Here is a 17,302-nt window from a genome sequence, read left to right as displayed (position 1 = left end):
TAGGCTGCCTTCATCAAGAACGCAGCCTAATTTTTATGTGTTTATCTACTCTTTAGGTGCATCCCACCAGTTGTCGTACTGCATGCCGTATAGCGGTGTCTTCTCCGGATGCTCCACTGTGGTCCAGCGCGCGACCCATTCAGCCGGGGCGTGATAGAGCGGGATTGCATAGAAGCCGGAGATCAGAACACGGTCGAAAGCCCGCACTGTGGCAACGAACTCCTCGCGGCTACGGGCTGCGACCATGGCATCAATCAAAGCATCAATGGCAGGTTCTTTTGCGCCAACGATGTTTCTGGAGCTTTTGGTGTCAGCTGCCTGAGACGACCAACGGGCGTACTGCTCGCCGCCCGGAGATAGTGAAGCGAACCAGGTGTTGAAGAGGGCGTCGAATTCGAAAGAGGCGCGACGTTCTTCAAACTGTGCTGCATCCACCATGCGCACTGCAAGATCGATGCCCAGAAGCTTCGCAGTTCTTTGCACGGCCAGAGCGACTTTCTCTTCATCCTGAACCCGCACGAGGATTTCGAATGCAAACGGCTCGCCGGTTTCAGCGTTAACCAGTTTGCCCTGATCCAGTTTGTAGCCAGCTTGTTTGAAGAGGTTCAATGCATCGCGCAGCACCTTGCGGTCGCGTCCGGAGCCATCAGCTTCTGATGGACGCCATGTGCCAGCAAGGACATCATCAGTTACGACGTTCGGAAATGGCTCAAGCAGTTTCTTTTCCATCTCACTCGCAGGGCGACCGATGGAGGAAAGCTCTGAGTTGTCCCAGTAGCCGTCAGTGCGCTGGTACAGACCGTTGAACAGGGTTCTGTTGATCCACTTGAAGTCGAGCAGCATTCCTAGGGCCTGACGCACACGTTTATCTGCAAACTGTGCGCGGCGAGTGTTGAAGGCGATGCCAGTCATCGCTGGCGGGGTGCCGCGTTCAAATACGTCTTTGACCACCTTACCTTCTTCGAACGCCGGGAAATTGCCAGCACTTTCCCAGAGGCTTGGGTTTGCGTAGATCAGGGCTTCGGTATCGCCTTTGCGGAAGGCTTCCTGCAGGGCGTTGTAATCGCGGAAATAGTCGACGGTGACTTCGTTGAAGTTATCGAAACCGATTTTCTGTGGCAGGTCTTTGGCCCAGTAATCGTCACGGCGCGTATAAGTGGTACGACGGCCCGGATTGATTTCTGAGAAAATATAAGGACCAGTGCCGACTGGTGGTGTCAGCGTGGTGTTGCCAAAGGTCTTCGGATCGGTTGTCCGACTGTTGAAAATCGGAGCCAGTGCGATGAGGAGTGGCAGTTCACGGTCGCTGCCATCTTTAAAGTGCAGCTTTACGGAGCGCTCCCCGGTTTTTTCGAAGTTGACGACTTTTCCGTACCAGCGTGCGTATGGCGGGCGGCCATGATCGCGGATGGTTTCCAGAGAAAAGATAATATCCTCAACGGTTAACGGGTCTCCATTGGAGAACTTCGCATTCGGATTTAAGCGAAACTCGATCCAGTTGCGCTCTTCCGGCATACGCACTGCTTCTGCAAGGTGTGCATACAATGTGAATGCTTCATCGTTGCTGCGCAGAAGCAGGCTTTCCAGAATGTAGTTACCCATCTGGCGCTCTTTCATGCCGCGCGCAGAGGTCCATGCTCCTTTGAGGGCAAAGGAATTCAGACTATCAAAAGTACCTTGAACGCCGAGAGAGAGACGACCACCTTTAGGTGCTTCAGGATTGGCATAGGGCAGGTGGGTGTAATCTGCTGGCAGAGCAGGTTTGCCATGCATTGCAATACCATGGCTCCATGGCACCGTATCCTGTGCAAGGGCGGTTGAGTAAGCTAATGTTGCCACACCGGAAAGGACAACAAGACCCTTCGCAAATTTATTTATTCCATTCACATAGGATCGGAAATGAGACATTCGAATTTCTCCTAGGGCGTCCGCAGAAACTAGCAATAATACGATTCTGAGGAAAATTCAGCCTACGAGGCTTTGGAAAAGGACAGTAACCACCCCAATCTATAGGTGGAAAAATGGCTTCGAGGTGTTTAAAGAAGTACATAAGTAGCATTTAACAGGTGCGTTGCCTTTTTTTCAGCTCTGTTCTGAGTATGCTTGGCGCCGAACAAGCAGTCAAAACACTGTTGAACCTAGAAATTGGTTGCTGCGTAATTGCCGGAGGCATTGTTTTGCACCGGATCAAACTTTGAGGAAATTTGGGATGGCCGTTAATTTCAAGGGCGTTCTGACTGGTGGGATTATTGCAGCAATGGCCGCAGTTGGCTTTGCTGACACCAGTGTTGCACAGAATGCACAAGCAGAAGATGCTTGGGTGAAAGTGTGTAATACTGATCCAAAATCCAAGAAGGAATTCTGCCTTATTACACAAGAACTGCGCACGGACACTGGCCAGTTCCTTGCGCAGGCTGTTGTGCGTGAAGTGACCGGCGAAAGCCGCAAACTGCTGCACCTTGCTGTTCCTCCTGGAATGCTGATCCAGCCGGGTCTGCGTGTTCAGGTAGATGGTGGCAAACAGTCTGAAGCGAAGTATACAATTTGTTTTCCAAACGCTTGTATTGCCGAAATGGTTATTGATGACACCTTTATCGGTAGCCTGAAAAAGGGTGGCAAGCTGATCATCACCACATTGAACCAGCAGGGTAAGGCTCGTCCATTCGATCTGACCTTGAAAGGGTTCACACGTATTTATGATGGTGAAGCGATCAAGCCTGAAGAACTCCAGGCAAAGCAGGAGCGCCTGCAGTCTGAACTTCAGAAGCGCGCAGAAGCCGCTCGTCAGAAGCTGATTGAGCAGCAGCGTCAGGCAAACCAGTAATCTGGTTTCCGCGCTTTAGGCATCAAAAAACCCGAAGGAAATTATTTCCTTCGGGTTTTTATTGATCTCTTGATCACGATGACTGCTGTTTCCATGAGCGGCGTTCAGCAATAGGCCTTAATGGATCTCTACATCCTTGACGATGTAGTCGCCATCGGTTGTTTCATCAAAAAATTCTTCGACCTGCGGATGTCGCACAGGTTCGCCACTGTCGTCTTTTTCCAGATTTTGTTCCGAGACGTAGGCGATGTATTCACTTTCAGCGTTTTCAGCCAGAAGGTGATAAAAAGGCTGGTCCTTGCTTGGACGTGCTTCTTCGGGAATTGACTCCCACCATTCTTCAGTGTTGTCGAATGTTGGGTCCACGTCGAAGACTATGCCACGGAACGGGTACAGGCGGTGACGAACGACCTGTCCAATTCTGAATTTCGCGGTTCTAATTGTCTCCATAATCCACCAAGCTTTCGAAGATACTGTATCTTGTCAGGGCGCCTTAAAGGTCATGTTGCGCGCTTATTGTCAAGTTATATAGCGCAGCAAAGAGGCGAGAGGCAGCACAAACCGATCAAAATGTGACGTTTGGGGATGAATAGCTCCTCACATTTCATTGATATGCACATCCGAAGGGTTGAAGAGTGGTGTTGACCACTCTTCAGGATTGATTATGTGTAGGCTTCTGCCAAATCCGGGTCTTTGGAGATCACCAGATCCGCGAGGTCACAAATCACTTTTGCCTGTTTCCAGGTGGCATCGTCCTGCATTTTCCCGTCCAGCATGACAGCACCGGTTCCATCTGGCATTGCCTCCAGAATTCTGCGGGCGAATTTTACCTCTTCCGGTTCAGGGGAGAAGACGGATTTCGCAATGCCGATCTGGCTTGGATGCAAGGTCCATGTGCCCAGGCAACCCATGAGGAAGGAGTTGCGGAATTGTGCTTCACAGGCGGCAGGGTCGCTGAAGTCTCCGAATGGACCGTAGAATGGCTTGATGCCTGCGGCGAGACAGGCGTCTACCATTTTAGCAACGGTGTAGTGCCAGAGATCCTGTTGGTATCGGGTGCGTGGTGCATCGCCATCGGCGTCTGCCAGAACCTGATAATCCGGATGTCCGCCACCAACGCGGGTTGTTTTCATACCGCGGGAAGCTGCGAGGTCTGCTGGGCCAAGGCTCATACCATGCATGCGTGGGCTGGCTGTTGCGATGGCTTCTACGTTGTTGACACCTTCTGCCGTCTCCAGAATGGCATGGATCTGGATTGGTTTGGTGACGCCTGCTTTGGCTTCCAGTTGTGCGAGCAGCTGATCCAGATAATGGATATCCCATGGGCCGTTGACTTTCGGCAGCATGATCACGTCCAGCTTGTTGCCGCAACGAGTGACGATTTCGGTGATGTCGTCCAGAACCCACGGGCTTTCCAGTGAGTTGATGCGCGTCCAGAGTTTGGTTGAGCCAAAGTCGTTTTCGTTGGCCATCTGGATGAAGCCTTCGCGGGCATTCAGCTTTTCATCGGCTGGAATGGCATCTTCCAGATTGCCGAGAATAACGTCCACTTGAGAAATCATCTGCGGGATCTTTGCACGCATCTTTTCGATGTGCGGCGGCACGAAGTGGATCATGCGTTCCAGCGCGACAGGTGGCTCAGCAAACGGTGTCGGAGCACCAATGGCCAGAGGTTTATAAAAGGAACGATAGGTTTTCATCTGGCTAGCTCCCTCCCAAGCCGAAATGGAAATTCAGGGAGAGAGTATACAGATAATTGTGCGGTGCAAAATCAGCTCTTTGGGCTAAGTCCTGAAGACATTTGCATTTAGGTAGAGTGGTTTGAGCAGCTTAGGTGATTGCTCATCATCTCACACTTAGCGTTGAAATGGCCTGATTAAATCCACTTCTTCATGATCCACATCCACTGGGATGGTTCTTCCCGGATCCATTCTTCGAACTGGTCATGCATTGCTTGCGTTGTGGTGATGGCGTCCTGAACGCGGTCCTTGGTGCGGGCAACCGGGATCTCTTTGGCGAGAATCTCGAAGCGGGCGCCTTTTTTGCGGCGGGCAACCACAGCGATGAGCCGCTTGTTCATGGTGCGGGCCAGCGCAGCAGGGATGTGCGTTGCGGCCGAGGGTTGCTTGAAGAAGTCAATCTTCACGCCGCGGCGATCCCGAACGTCTGCGACAAAGGCTACAGATCCTTTTTTACGCAGGATTGAAATGATTTTTGCGCCGGTGTCGTGGCCTTTGCAGTACAGGCCGAGCTTGTAAAGAAAGTTACGTCGCTCAATAAGATAGGATTCGGAGTAGGGGTTCTTGAGCTTCTGGTAGACACCTGCGAGCGGCAAACCCAGTTCCTCAGCCTTGTCTGAAACCACTTCCCAGTTGCCTGAGTGCATGGTGACCAGAACGGCACCTTCGCCGACGGACGGTGCAAAGACCTCTGGATTTGCATAGGTAACGCGGCTCTTATCCTTGTGGATTTTGGAGAGCAAAACGGTCTCAGCGGCGACGCGACCCAGATTTTCCCACATATCCCGGATAATTTTGTCTGCTTCGTTGAGCGTCATTTCCGGGTAGGCGGCCATGATGTGGGCTTTGGCGCGAGCATGCCGATGGGTCATCGGCGCGACGATGCGCCAGACATTTCCCATGAATGCGGAGGACCAATCCAGTGGCAGAGAGCGCAGAATTCCGCCGATAAATCTAAGCGCCAGCCATTCAGCTCGGTAGCTGAGCTTCTCACGACGTGTAAGGGGGCGACGGGATTTTTTAGCTTTCATATTGGCCTTTGGGCGGATGGAGCTTTCCAGTTCCGTTTACTCGCATACTATAGTGTCGTAGTTGCCGGTATGCCAACCTCTGTAGAATGGCTATATACGCTCAACTCGGTCATGGTGATTAGCCAATCAGTCTTTCAAAAGCAACTCATTCTCCAGTCGGAAGCGGAGAACACCAAAGAATTGCATGGGGAAATGGTTTAGATGCTCAATGTTGTGAATTTGGCAATGCCATTTTTCCTTCTCATCTTCTTAGGGTTCGTTTCTGGTCGTGGTGCGAAGCTTTCGCGCGATGGTTTGGCGTGGATGAACTTTTTTGTGGTTTATCTGGCGCTACCTGCCTTGTTTTTTCAGCTGCTTTCCGAAACTCCGCTGGAAGAGCTGGCCACCTTTGATTTTGTAGCTGCAACCACATTTTCAACCTTTGCCATGTTCGCTGTGGCTTATTCTTTTGCGCGGTTTATTCTGCGGGGAAGCATTGGAGAGGCGACTGTTCAGGCGTTGGTTGGGTCTTATTCCAATATCGGTTACATGGGACCCGGGGTTACGCTGGCTGTGCTGGGTGCTGGTGCAGCTGTTCCAACGGCTTTGATCCTGTGTTTTGATACGATCCTGCTGTTTATTCTGGTGCCGATGATGATGTCCATTGGTGGGTCTCAGAACATCAAAGTGGGACCGTTGGCCTTAGAGATCTTCAAGAAGATTGTCACACATCCGTTCATTCTGGCGGTGTTTGCAGGCATTTTGGCAGCGGCAATTGAGTTCAAGCCACCGGTGGCGATTGATCAAACGATATCGTTCCTGCGTCAGGCAGCAGCGCCCTGTGCGTTGTTTGCCATGGGTGTGACCATCGCTTTGCAGCCAAGCCGCAGAACAGCAAAGGAACTGCCGATCCTGCTGCTGATTAAGCTGGTTGTGCATCCGGTTCTTGTGTTCATTCTGCTGGAATGGATTGGAGGCTTTGACAGTCTTTGGATTTCAACGGCAGTTTTGATGGCAGCGCTGCCGCCAGCAGCGAATGTTTATGTGCTGGCGCAGCATTATTCTGCCTATGTGGAGCGGGCGTCGACTGCCGTGCTTTATGGAACGCTGGCCTCGGTACTCACGCTGCCAACGCTCATCTATCTCATTCAGTCCGGAATACTCGTGCCTTAATTGTTCTGCGCGCGCATCAGCGTTGGCAGGCTCCAGGAAGGAGCAATGCCTTCGCGCATAAGCAGGCGGCGGACGAGTGGGATTCTTGAGGCTGTATAAAGCCCCATGGACCGCAGCATTTGCACGGGCAGGGCATCTGTCAGCAAGGACCTGTTGAGCAGGTCCACTGCTGTTGTGCGACTGATGACATCTGCTTTGCGGCTACGATCGTACTTTTGCAGCAGTTCTGCTGATCCCATATCAGCCTTTGTGTGCTTGGCGTTTGCAAGCAGTTCTGTGGCAACGGCCACATCGCGCAAAGACAGGTTGAGGCCTTGTGCGCCGATTGGTGGGAAGGCGTGGGCGGCTTCACCCATCAACAAAGAGCGGTTGCCACTCATGTGAACGGCGGTCAGACCTGAGAGTGGATAGACCTGACGCGGGCTTGCCAGCTTCAAAGAGCCGAGGACGAACTTGCTGAGCTTTTCCAGTTCTGCCTCTAGCGCTTCGTCTTTGTAGTTGTTTAACTCTTCAGCGCGTTCCGGTGTCTCCACATAGACAAGTGAGGAAGACTTGCCTGGCAGTGGCACCATGGTGAATGGGCCGGTGTTGCGGTGGAACTCGGTTGAAATGTTGTAGTGCGGTAGATCGTGTTTGAGGTTGAGAACGAGCGCCGCTTGTGGGTACTTCCAGTTCTTCGTCTCAATGCCTGCAGCGCGGCGGACCACTGAGTTTCTGCCATCGGCACCAATCACCACCTGACAAGTCAGGTCCTGTGTGTTGTTCAGCTCAATGGTTGCCTTATGGTTGTTGCTGCTCACGTTTTTGATGGTGTCTTCCACGAGCTCGATGAACTCGTTCGCATTGACCAGATCAAACAGAACGCGATTCAGATCCTTGTTGAGGATGTTGTAGCCGAATGCAGGCAGATCAAGCTCAGAGGCTGCAAAGGTTGTTTCCGGAGCGCGAATAAGACGATCTGTACCATCAATCAGGCGCATTTTTTCCAGCGGAGTGAAGGATGCGCGCAGGTCTTTCCAGATGCCGATGTTGTCCAGAAACTGACGGGAAGCGTCCATGAGAGCTGTGGTGCGGGCATCATTCAGATTGACTGGCGGGCCAATCAGAACAGTTTCAAGCCCGTTGCTGGCCAGTGCCAGTGCGGCAATCATGCCTGCGGGGCCTGTGCCTATAACAGCGCAATCATAGCTCTTTTCCTGCGAAGGCGTGTTGTTTTTGCTTTGGCCTTTGGTGCTGTCAGATGCAAGATTGGCTGCCATTTTTTCATTCCGCATTTTGTTTGCGTTCTATCCTTGAGTATCTAGGGGATAAAACCTATCGGTTTCAAGGTAGCGCAGGCGTATAGTCCCCTAATGAAAAGAGCGTAACTATCGCAGCGCCAGCTTCACCATGTCGCAGGGCCTAGTTTAGATTTGAACTAAATCAATGTCGCATTGGGACAATTACTGGTCTATTAGAGAAGCTGCATACATTGCGCTGGTTCCGAAACCAATGGGTTTTGGATGTCCTGAATGATTTCGAGGTCGGTTATGTCGCTTACCAGTCCGAAGACAGATTTTCAGTTGTCCTATCGGCTCCCTTACATTGTGCTGGGCGGAGCTGTGGTGCTGGGCTGGGTTTATCTGGCGGCTATGGTGATCGATATGATCAGCCGCATGGACATGGGCGAAATGGGGCCGGGCATGGAACTGTTCAATCAGTTCAACATGTTCAAGGGCCTGCCAGAGCATGTGCGCGTGCAGCTCGCCTCGCTGTGTCTGCCATTGGCGCAGGAAGCTTTTGGTATGCCGGGCCTCATCAACATGGGCCTCTATGACTATTTTCTGCTGTTTGTGATGTGGTTCATGATGGTGCTCGCCATGATGTTACCAACTGCCATGCCAATGCTGCAGACCTATCACGAAGCGCGGGGTGGTAAGGCGATCTATGTTGTTGCTGGTGGTTATCTGGCCGTCTGGACTGCGTTTTCCGTAGTCGCAACTGTGGCGCAGGGGCTGCTTCATGAGCTGGGCGTAATGAGCCCAATGATGATGCCTGTGTTTTCTAGCCTTACCATCACCACCGTGATTGCAGCGGCGATTTATCAGTTTACGCCTGCCAAGCAGGCCTGTCTGGACCGATGCCGGACGCCAAATGTTGCTTTGGCCGTACACTCCGGCGAGCAAAAGCAGAACGCCTTCCAGTTTGGAATCGAACAAGGTTTGTACTGTCTGGGGTGCTGCTGGGCACTAATGGTGCTCATGTTTGCAGTGGGAATCATGAATATTATCTGGATCGCGCTGCTTGGTCTCATAATGACACTTGAAAAAAAGAGCAAAACACCGTTTACAAGCTATGGAATAGGTATCGCGCTTCTGCTATGGGGCGGTGCAAACATCTATTTCGCTCGGGCGGACTTACCTCTTTTTGAAGCTTTGGGTGATAGATTGTTCTAAGTGGTACCTGCACTTAAAGAATAACAAAGGACCCCAAGTTGACCGGTCAGACCAACTCCCGGCTGTTCCTCATTCACCTTCTTACCGCATTGGGTGCGCCCATTGCGTTGCTTGCGCTTGTCGCAGGAGCGAACGGCAACCTGCCTTTGATGTTTTTCTGGCTCTGGGTCGCACTTGTTGTCGACGGGCTGGATGGTCCTTTAGCACGTAAATATGACATTCAGAATCGCCTGCCGCGTTGGAGCGGCGTTATTCTGGATCTGGTTATCGATTACGCGACCTACGTTTTTCTGCCAGCTTTTGCGCTTTATCAGAGCGGGCTTCTCTCAGAATTCTGGGGCCTTCTGTCTGGTGCGATCATTGTGTTTACCGGCGCGATCTACTTCGCTGACGGCAACATGAAGACCGAAAGCGGCGGTTTCCTGGGCTTCCCAGGTGTCTGGAACATGGTGATCGTTGTGCTGGTTGCGCTGCAGTCTCCGCCATGGATCATCATTGGCATGGTGGTCTTGTGCTCTGTGCTGACCTTCGCACCGGTTGAGTTTGTTCATCCAGTGCGTACCGTCAAATGGCGCCCGCTGACCCTGAGCATTCTCATGGTATGGAGTGCGGCACTTGCCATGGCGCTTTATCAGGATTTCGTAATCGAAACCTGGCTGTTTGCGCTGATTACTGCAACGAGCCTTTACCTCTTCTGCGTGGGTGCTTTGCACCAGGTGTTTCGCAAGATGTGATTCTCGATCTTGATGAGTTTTGAAAGCCCGGCCATTTGGTCGGGCTTTTTTGTTTTGCTGATCAGGTTTTCCTCTGTGGAATAGAGTTTCACCAAAGACGCTTGCAACTTAACGGCAATCTGTCCAAACTCCGCATCCAGCCGTTTATAAGGGGAATTCCATATGGCCTATGCTGTTCGCGTTGAAAAAACCGGTGATCCATCCGTTCTGACACACGTGGATGTGGACCTGCCAGAGCTGGGGATTGGTGAAGTCAGGATTCGCCATACGGCCATTGGGCTCAACTTTATCGATACATATTTCCGTTCCGGCCTATATCCGGCTCCCAACGGTTTGCCGTTTGTACCCGGCAACGAAGGAGCTGGCATTGTTGTCGCGCTTGGGGAGGGTGTGACGGACTTTGCGCTAGGAGACCGTGTTGCCTATGCCGGTCCGCTGGGGGCTTACGCGGAAGAGCGGAACATTCCAGCCAGTGTTCTTGTGAAAATCCCGGAAGGTGTGAGTGATGAGCAGGCGGCTGCGCTGATGCTGAAAGGCATGACAGCGCGCTATCTGCTGCGCGAAACCTTCAAGGTGGATGCAGACACGACGCTGCTATACCACGCGGCGGCTGGTGGTGTTGGCCTTATCGTTGGCCAGTGGGCGTCTGCGCTTGGTGCCACCGTCATTGGTACTGTGAGTTCTGAAGAGAAGGCGCGGTTGGCGTCTGACAACGGCTATGAGTACGTGATCAACTACAAGACCGAGGATTGGGTGTCCCGCGTGCGACAGATCACCGATGGCCGCGGCTGTGATGTGGTTTATGACAGCGTGGGCAAGGATACATTTCCGGCCTCACTGGATTGTTTACGGCCTCGCGGACTGTGGTGTTCGTTTGGTCAGTCTTCCGGCCCGCTGCCTGAGTTCAATATGGCGATCCTCTCGCAAAAAGGCTCGCTGTTTGCAACGCGTCCGACGCTGTTCAACTACATTGCTGAGCGGTGGGAACTGGAAGAGACGGCAGGTGATCTGTTTGCTGCTGTGGCGGATGGTACTATCAATATTCAGATTAACCAGCGTTACAGCCTGAAGGACATTGCGCAGGCTCATTCTGATCTGGAAGGGCGTAAGTCCACCGGTGCCACTGTGATCATACCTTGATGGCTGGGGGATCAGGACGTTGATGGATCGATCGCGGTATCTTTACGGCCCAGCGCTGCGCTACTTTGCGGCGGCGGCAGAGGAAAGCTCTATTCGAGCAGCAGCACGCAAACTCAATGTGGCCTCATCCGCTGTGAACCGGCAAATCCTGACGCTGGAAAAACAGCTTGGGATGGAGTTGTTTGAGCGGGTGGGCCGCACGATACGCCTTTCTTCAGCTGGTGAAATTCTGCTCGCTCATATCCGGCGCACACTTTCCGACTTGGAGGCAACCGGTGCCGAACTGGATGCGCTCAAAGGGCTGCGTCGTGGTGTGGTTTCTATCGCAACGGTTGAGAGTGTTACGGAAGCTTTGTTGCCTGAGGTGATTGCCAAGTTTCACAAGGACTACAGCGGCATTCACGTGGACGTGCAGGTGATGGGTGCTGAGCGGGTCGCTGAGGCCGTTGAGAAGGCTGAGGTAGATGTCGGGTTCACGTTTGAACCGCCAGATACAGACGCGCTCAAGATCACCTACAAGAAAGCGCTGGAGATTGGGGCGATCGTTGCTCCTTCACATCCATTGGCGGGCGAAAAGCAGTTGAACCTGGCACGGTGCTTTGAGTATCCGGTTGCCATGCCTGCTCCGGGCATTTCCATTCGGGCTCGTTTGGATGTGGCTCTGTCTCATAGCTCCGCTGATGGGCAAAGCAGTGTAGAGGCAAACTCTTTGCGCTTCATGAAGCATTTGGTGCGGTCAGGCGAGATGGTGGCGTTTCAGACTGTGGTGGGGCTTGAAGAGGAGCTGGCCAATGAACGGTTGTTGTTCAAACCTCTTGCAGATGAGCAGCTGACACGCGGGCATTTCTGCATCATTACCTCGTCTTTGCGCGGTCTTGCTCTGGCTCCTGCGATCTTTCTAGAGCAGGCTGTTGCAAGATTGGAAAAGATGCTTCCATCATCTGATGCCTAAATGGCATCAATAAGCGCTCTTTTTTGTTCTTTTGTTATCACAGGAATGGGTGCACTCTGTAGTTTCACTTAGAATCTGACATCTATTGCAGATGCCATTTGATAGACGAGGAAACTATGGGGCGATTGACCACCCACGTTTTGGACAGTGCTCAGGGGAAACCTGCGGCGGGGCTGCGGGTTGAGCTTGTTCGTGTTGATGGGGACAGCTTTTCCAAACTTGGAGAATTTTCCACCAACAGTGACGGGCGTGTTGATGGGCCTTTGCTGGAAGGTGAGAGCCTGACTGCAGGAACATATGAGCTGCAGTTCCATGCGGGTGATTACCTGCGCGGGGAAGGTATTGCGCTTCCTGAACCTGCTTTCCTTGATGTTGTTCCGATCCGCTTTGGTATAGCGGATGTCAGCAGCCATTATCACGTGCCGCTGCTGCTTTCTCCGTTTGGTTACACCACTTACAGAGGGAGCTGAGTGATGCGCACGGCAATCCGCTTCCTACGAAAAGGTCAGGTTGTTGAGTTGGATCGTTTTGAGCCGACGACCACTCTCCTTGAGTATCTGCGCCTGAGCGAACATGCGAGCGGCACCAAAGAAGGCTGCGGTGAAGGGGATTGCGGTGCCTGCACCATCGCGCTTGGACGTTTGCGTGATGGCAAGCTGGTGTATGAGCCTGTGAACAGTTGCATTTTGCTGCTTGGGCAGATCGATGGCTGTGAGCTTGTGACCGTGGAAGATCTGGAAGGGCCTGATGGATTACACCCTGTCCAACAGGCGCTGGTAGATCTTCATGGTTCGCAGTGCGGTTTCTGTACGCCCGGGTTCGTGATGAACCTGTTTACGCTCTACCACACCAACACACCGGGCCTGACCCGTCAGGATGTGAACACCTGGATTGCTGGTAATCTTTGCCGGTGCACCGGATATCGTCCTATCGTGGATGCTGCGCTGGAGGCGTGTCGCAATGGTCTGAACGATGCGTTTGCAGATCGTGCTGCAGAGACAGAAAGCAAACTGGCTGCGCTTCAGGATGGGCAGGATGTGCGTGTTGGTGATGGGGAACAGTTCTTCTTTGCTCCAAGCAGCTTTCAAAGTCTTCTGGAGACCTATGGAGAGCACCCTGATGCGACGCTGGTTTCCGGTTCTACAGATGTGGGGCTATGGATCACCAAGCATCTGCGAGATTTGCCGAAGGTGATTTATCTGGGCCGCGTGAACGGACTGAGCACTTGTTACGAGGATGAGCAAGGTATTCGGCTTGGTGCCGGAGCATCCTATGCGGTTGCTGAGCAGTTTCTGACGGCGATTGATCCTGACCTTGAGTTGGTGATCAGTCGGATCGGATCAAAGCAAGTTCGTGCCTCAGGTACAGTTGGCGGGAACATCGCGAATGGTTCGCCGATTGGTGACATGCCGCCGATGTTGATTGTTCTTGGTGCTGAGATTGAACTGCAGAGCAATCGTGGCCGGCGGACGTTGCCCCTGGAAAGCTTCTTTATCGATTACGGCAAGCAGGACATTGCCGAGAACGAAGTGCTGACATCCATCAGCGTGCCCCGATTGAGTGAAGGGCAGCAGTTCAGAGCCTACAAGATTTCCAAGAGGTTCGATCAGGACATTTCTGCTGTGATGGCTGCGTTTTGTCTGACGGTGACAGATGGTGTCATTGAGGTCGCACGCATGGCTTTTGGTGGTATGGCGGGCATTCCGAAACGTGCGAGTGGTGCGGAAGCTGCTCTACTTGGAGCTTCGTTGGCTAATCCAAAATCCTGGCAGGATGCGTTGAATGCCATTGAGGGTGATTTTATCCCAATGAGCGATATGCGGGCCTCCAGTTCCTACCGTCGTGATGTGGCGCGCGGTCTGTTGGAAAAGGCGCTTTTGGAGATTTCGGAGGCATCTTCCCATCAAACACGGGTCCACGGGCAGCGTGAACTTGCTGCGGGAGGTGCTCATGTCAACTGATCTTCTGGTGAAATCAAAGAGCCGGACCTCTAAGTCCCAGGCGGTTGGAAAGTCATACAAACACGACAGTGCGCTGAAGCATGTGGCGGGTAAGGCGACCTATATCGATGATATGATCGAGCCTCGCGGCACGCTTCATGTGGCGCCGGGCTATGCGACGGGTGCGACGTGTGGCCGGATTGCGAAGGTCGACCTGAGTGCCGTCCGGGCTGCTCCGGGTGTTGTTGCTGTTTTGGAAGCGGCGGATATTCCCGGTGTGAATGACTGCTCGCCAGCCATGGGTGATGATCCGGTGCTGGTGGCCGATAAGATCGTGTTCCATGGGCAGTTGGTGTTCCTTGTTGTGGCTGAAACACGCCTGCAAGCTCGCAAGGCAGTGAAACTGGCTGAGATCGAGGTTGAGGCGGAAACGCCATTGGTGAGCGTTGCCGATGCGCTGAAAGCAGATCAGACCGTCTTACCGGACTATGAGTTCCGCCGTGGAACGCCTGAACAGACGATGGAGCAATCTGCGCAGCAGGTGAAGAGCAGCTTTGCGCTTGGCGGACAGGAGCACTTTTACCTCGAAGGTCAGGTTGCTTTTGCCTTTCCCGGTGAGGATGGGGATATGACGGTTTACTCGTCTACCCAGCATCCAACTGAGGTGCAGCACACTGTTGCCAAGGTGCTTGGCGTGGATGAGGCGGCTGTGACTATTGAAGTGCGCCGCATGGGTGGTGCGTTTGGTGGTAAGGAGTCTCAGGCCAACCAATGGGCTGCTCTAGCGGCTTTGGCGGCCAATGCCACAGGGCGTCCATGTAAGTGCCGGTTGGATCGTGATGACGATATGATCCTGACGGGCAAGCGTCATGACTTTCTGGTGGATGTGGCTGCCGGATGTGATGCGTCGGGCAAGATTGAAGCGGTTGAGATCTCTTTGAACTCCCGCTGCGGACACTCTGCGGATTTGTCGCTTGGCATCAACGACCGCGCCATGTTCCATGCGGATAACAGCTACTTCTATCCTGAAGTTCGGATTGGCTCTAAGAGACTGAAAACAAATACGGTTTCCAATACAGCGTTCCGTGGTTTCGGTGGGCCTCAGGGGATGTTTGCGGCTGAACGGTTGATGGATGCGATTGCGATCAAGATGGGGCAGGACCCGCTTGATGTGCGCAAGGCGAACTTCTATCGCGACGGCCAGAACACCACGCCTTACGGACAATCTGTCGATGAGCATGATGTGCTGGCCAAACTGGTAGATCAGCTGGAGGAAAGCTCGGAGTATCGTGCTCGCCGGAAAGCAGTAGAGGCGTTCAACGCTCAAAATACGATCCTGAAAAAAGGGATCGCGCTGACGCCAGTGAAGTTCGGTATTTCGTTCACGCTGACCCATCTCAATCAGGCTGGGGCGCTTGTGCATCTTTATCGGGATGGCTCCGTACATCTGAACCATGGCGGCACCGAAATGGGGCAAGGCCTTTATCAGAAGGTTGCCCAGATTGCGGCCACTGAGATGGGCGTGAGCCTTGAAAAGGTGAAGATTACCGCCACCAACACGTCCAAAGTGGCCAATACCTCTCCGACTGCGGCCTCATCGGGTACGGATCTGAATGGTATGGCCGCGGCGATTGCGTGCCGGGAGATTGTTGGGCGGCTGAAAACCTTTGTGGCACAGCATTTTGAGGTGTCAGAGGAAGATGTTGAGCTGGTTGATGATCAGATGCTGATCAATGGCAAGCCGAAGCTTTCCATCAAGCAACTGGCGCAGTTGGCTTATGAGCATCGTATCCATCTGTCGTCCTCCGGTTTTTATAAAACGCCGAAGATCATCTGGGACCGTGAGCGGGTGAAGGGGCGTCCATTCCTGTACTTTGCCTATGGTGCCTCTTGCTCTGAAGTGGTGATTGATACGCTGACCGGTGAAATGAAAGTTGAGCGTGTTGATGTGCTTCATGATGTCGGCAAATCACTCAATCCTGCGCTGGATATCGGCCAGATTGAAGGCGGGTTTGTGCAGGGCATGGGTTGGCTGACCACGGAAGAGCTGTGGTTTGATGATGCCGGACGCCTTCGGACCCATGCGCCGTCTACCTACAAAATTCCAACGGCTTCTGATGTGCCCGAGGAGTTCAACGTTTCTCTTTATGAGAGTGAGGGAAATCCGGAGCCGACGATTTATCGGTCCAAGGCTGTTGGTGAGCCACCTTTGATGCTGCCGATCTCGGTTTTCTGCGCAATCAATGATGCCATTGCAAGCCTGAACAAGGGCGTTCTGCCTAAACTGGACGCACCAGCAACGCCTGAAGCGATCTTGAAAGCTGTCAAAGCGATCAAGGCTGGAGAGGAGGGCTAAATGCTGGTCTGGGGTGAAGTTCTGTCTGCTCTGGATGCTGCTGGTCAATGTGTACTGGTGAGCATCATCAAAGTTGCCGGGTCATCTCCCCGTGAAGCCGGTGCACGCATGGTTGTGCGTCCGGATATGTCGTTCAAGGGCACCATTGGTGGTGGTCGCCTTGAATACGATGTTTTGCATGAAGCAGTTTCATTTATGAAGAATGGCGGCCCGGTCTTCCAGACGCGCTCTTATGCACTTGGTCCCGACCTTGGGCAGTGCTGCGGCGGGCGCGTTGAAATCGCATTTGAGCAATTTGATCTCAATTATCGAGGTCGTGCACAAGATTTTTCCACACAAGAAGGGGTGGGAATTTTTTCAACGACTGCAAATACTTGCAGCTCTGGCCCCCTTGAAAGGCACGTATTACCCCCTGCAATGGAGGACCCGAATTCCGCTGAAATTGTTTTAAATCAAGGCAAATTGACGGAGAGGTTCGGGGAGGATAGACCACATCTGTATCTGTTTGGAGCTGGCCATGTGGGTAAGGCTTTGGTACTTGCGATGGCACCTTTGGGCTTCAAGATCACCTGGATCGATGAACGGCGCGAAATTTTTCCCAAATATGTGCCTTCCAATATTCGCTGCATTCATCTAAATGAGCCTCAAGTCATCGTAAAGAACCTTGAGCCGGGAAACTATGTCATCGTAATGACCCATGATCACAAGCGTGATCATGCTATAGTAGATGCCGCTGTTCGTAGAACCGATCTGGCATTTATTGGATTGATAGGCAGTGCAACTAAGCGCGCGCGAACACTTAAACGGTTCAAAGACTCCGGAATATCGGAGGCGCACAGCAAACAGCTTGTTTGTCCGGTCGGAATTACTGAGATTAAAAGCAAAAAGCCGTCTGATATTGCAATTTCCATTGCCGCTCAACTCCTAGTGGTAAAGGAAGAACAAGCCAGCAATGCTCAGGGAGGTTATCGTTTTGCTTCTTAGGTTCAAGGAGAACGT

At 52.7% G+C, this 17,302-nt stretch carries 15 protein-coding genes; 10 read left to right on the top strand and 5 right to left on the bottom strand.

From position 1 onward, the window contains the following. Window positions 1-45 precede the first annotated feature (45 nt). Window positions 46-1,908, bottom strand: a complete 1,863-nt coding sequence (locus PSE_RS15575) for an extracellular solute-binding protein (RefSeq protein ID WP_014285752.1) — start codon at window positions 1,906-1,908, stop codon at window positions 46-48. A gap of 301 nt (window positions 1,909-2,209) precedes the next feature. On the opposite strand from PSE_RS15575, the gene PSE_RS15570 reads away from it, so the two are divergent. Next, window positions 2,210-2,824 (top strand): invasion associated locus B family protein, encoded by a 615-nt coding sequence (locus tag PSE_RS15570; protein ID WP_014285751.1) that lies wholly within the window; start codon window positions 2,210-2,212, stop codon window positions 2,822-2,824. 117 nt (window positions 2,825-2,941) lie between these two features. Here the strand turns inward: PSE_RS15570 and hspQ are convergent, their stop codons facing one another. From hspQ to PSE_RS15555, 3 genes are all read right to left on the bottom strand, one after another. Next, complete coding sequence (gene hspQ, locus PSE_RS15565) at window positions 2,942-3,274, bottom strand: heat shock protein HspQ (protein ID WP_008546550.1); 333 nt, start codon at window positions 3,272-3,274, stop codon at window positions 2,942-2,944. A gap of 212 nt (window positions 3,275-3,486) precedes the next feature. Further along, entirely contained in the window at window positions 3,487-4,524 is a 1,038-nt protein-coding gene (locus PSE_RS15560) for a CoA ester lyase (RefSeq protein WP_014285749.1), read from the bottom strand. A gap of 176 nt (window positions 4,525-4,700) precedes the next feature. Next, entirely contained in the window at window positions 4,701-5,594 is an 894-nt protein-coding gene (locus PSE_RS15555) for a lysophospholipid acyltransferase family protein (RefSeq protein WP_014285748.1), read from the bottom strand. Between the two features lie 201 nt (window positions 5,595-5,795). On the opposite strand from PSE_RS15555, the gene PSE_RS15550 reads away from it, so the two are divergent. After that, window positions 5,796-6,746, top strand: coding sequence for an AEC family transporter (locus PSE_RS15550; protein ID WP_014285746.1), 951 nt, complete (start codon window positions 5,796-5,798; stop codon window positions 6,744-6,746). Here PSE_RS15550 and PSE_RS15545 read toward each other — a convergent pair. Beyond that, entirely contained in the window at window positions 6,743-8,005 is a 1,263-nt protein-coding gene (locus PSE_RS15545; RefSeq protein ID WP_051125922.1) for a UbiH/UbiF family hydroxylase, read from the bottom strand. The genes PSE_RS15550 and PSE_RS15545 overlap by 4 nt on opposite strands. A 270-nt stretch (window positions 8,006-8,275) precedes the next feature. Between PSE_RS15545 and PSE_RS15540 the strand changes: the two genes are divergently transcribed. From PSE_RS15540 to xdhC, 8 genes are all read left to right on the top strand, one after another. After that, the gene (locus PSE_RS15540) at window positions 8,276-9,181 is read left to right on the top strand and encodes a DUF2182 domain-containing protein (RefSeq protein ID WP_051125921.1); all 906 of its coding nucleotides are present in this window, start codon (window positions 8,276-8,278) and stop codon (window positions 9,179-9,181) included. Window positions 9,182-9,219: 38 nt separating this feature from the next. After that, window positions 9,220-9,915: a phosphatidylcholine/phosphatidylserine synthase gene (locus PSE_RS15535; RefSeq protein ID WP_014285743.1), complete on the top strand. Its 696-nt coding sequence runs from the start codon at window positions 9,220-9,222 to the stop codon at window positions 9,913-9,915. A 162-nt stretch (window positions 9,916-10,077) separates the two neighbouring features. Then, the gene (locus PSE_RS15530) at window positions 10,078-11,055 is read left to right on the top strand and encodes a quinone oxidoreductase (RefSeq protein WP_014285742.1); all 978 of its coding nucleotides are present in this window, start codon (window positions 10,078-10,080) and stop codon (window positions 11,053-11,055) included. A gap of 22 nt (window positions 11,056-11,077) precedes the next feature. Beyond that, complete coding sequence (locus tag PSE_RS15525; RefSeq protein WP_014285741.1) at window positions 11,078-12,007, top strand: LysR family transcriptional regulator; 930 nt, start codon at window positions 11,078-11,080, stop codon at window positions 12,005-12,007. A gap of 116 nt (window positions 12,008-12,123) precedes the next feature. Continuing rightward, entirely contained in the window at window positions 12,124-12,477 is a 354-nt protein-coding gene (gene uraH / locus PSE_RS15520) for a hydroxyisourate hydrolase (protein WP_008546607.1), read from the top strand. 3 nt (window positions 12,478-12,480) lie between these two features. After that, window positions 12,481-13,968: a xanthine dehydrogenase small subunit gene (xdhA, locus tag PSE_RS15515; protein WP_041768596.1), complete on the top strand. Its 1,488-nt coding sequence runs from the start codon at window positions 12,481-12,483 to the stop codon at window positions 13,966-13,968. Beyond that, window positions 13,958-16,303: a xanthine dehydrogenase molybdopterin binding subunit gene (xdhB, locus tag PSE_RS15510; RefSeq protein ID WP_014285739.1), complete on the top strand. Its 2,346-nt coding sequence runs from the start codon at window positions 13,958-13,960 to the stop codon at window positions 16,301-16,303. Before xdhA ends, xdhB begins: the two co-directional genes overlap by 11 nt. After that, entirely contained in the window at window positions 16,304-17,287 is a 984-nt protein-coding gene (gene xdhC, locus PSE_RS15505; RefSeq protein ID WP_014285738.1) for a xanthine dehydrogenase accessory protein XdhC, read from the top strand. It begins immediately after the preceding gene. Window positions 17,288-17,302: the final 15 nt, after the last annotated feature.

This window comes from Pseudovibrio sp. FO-BEG1 (assembly GCF_000236645.1).
Classification (GTDB): domain Bacteria; phylum Pseudomonadota; class Alphaproteobacteria; order Rhizobiales; family Stappiaceae; genus Pseudovibrio.
The sequence above is the reverse complement of the archived record's forward strand: the minus strand, read 5'-3'. Positions and strand labels throughout refer to the sequence as shown.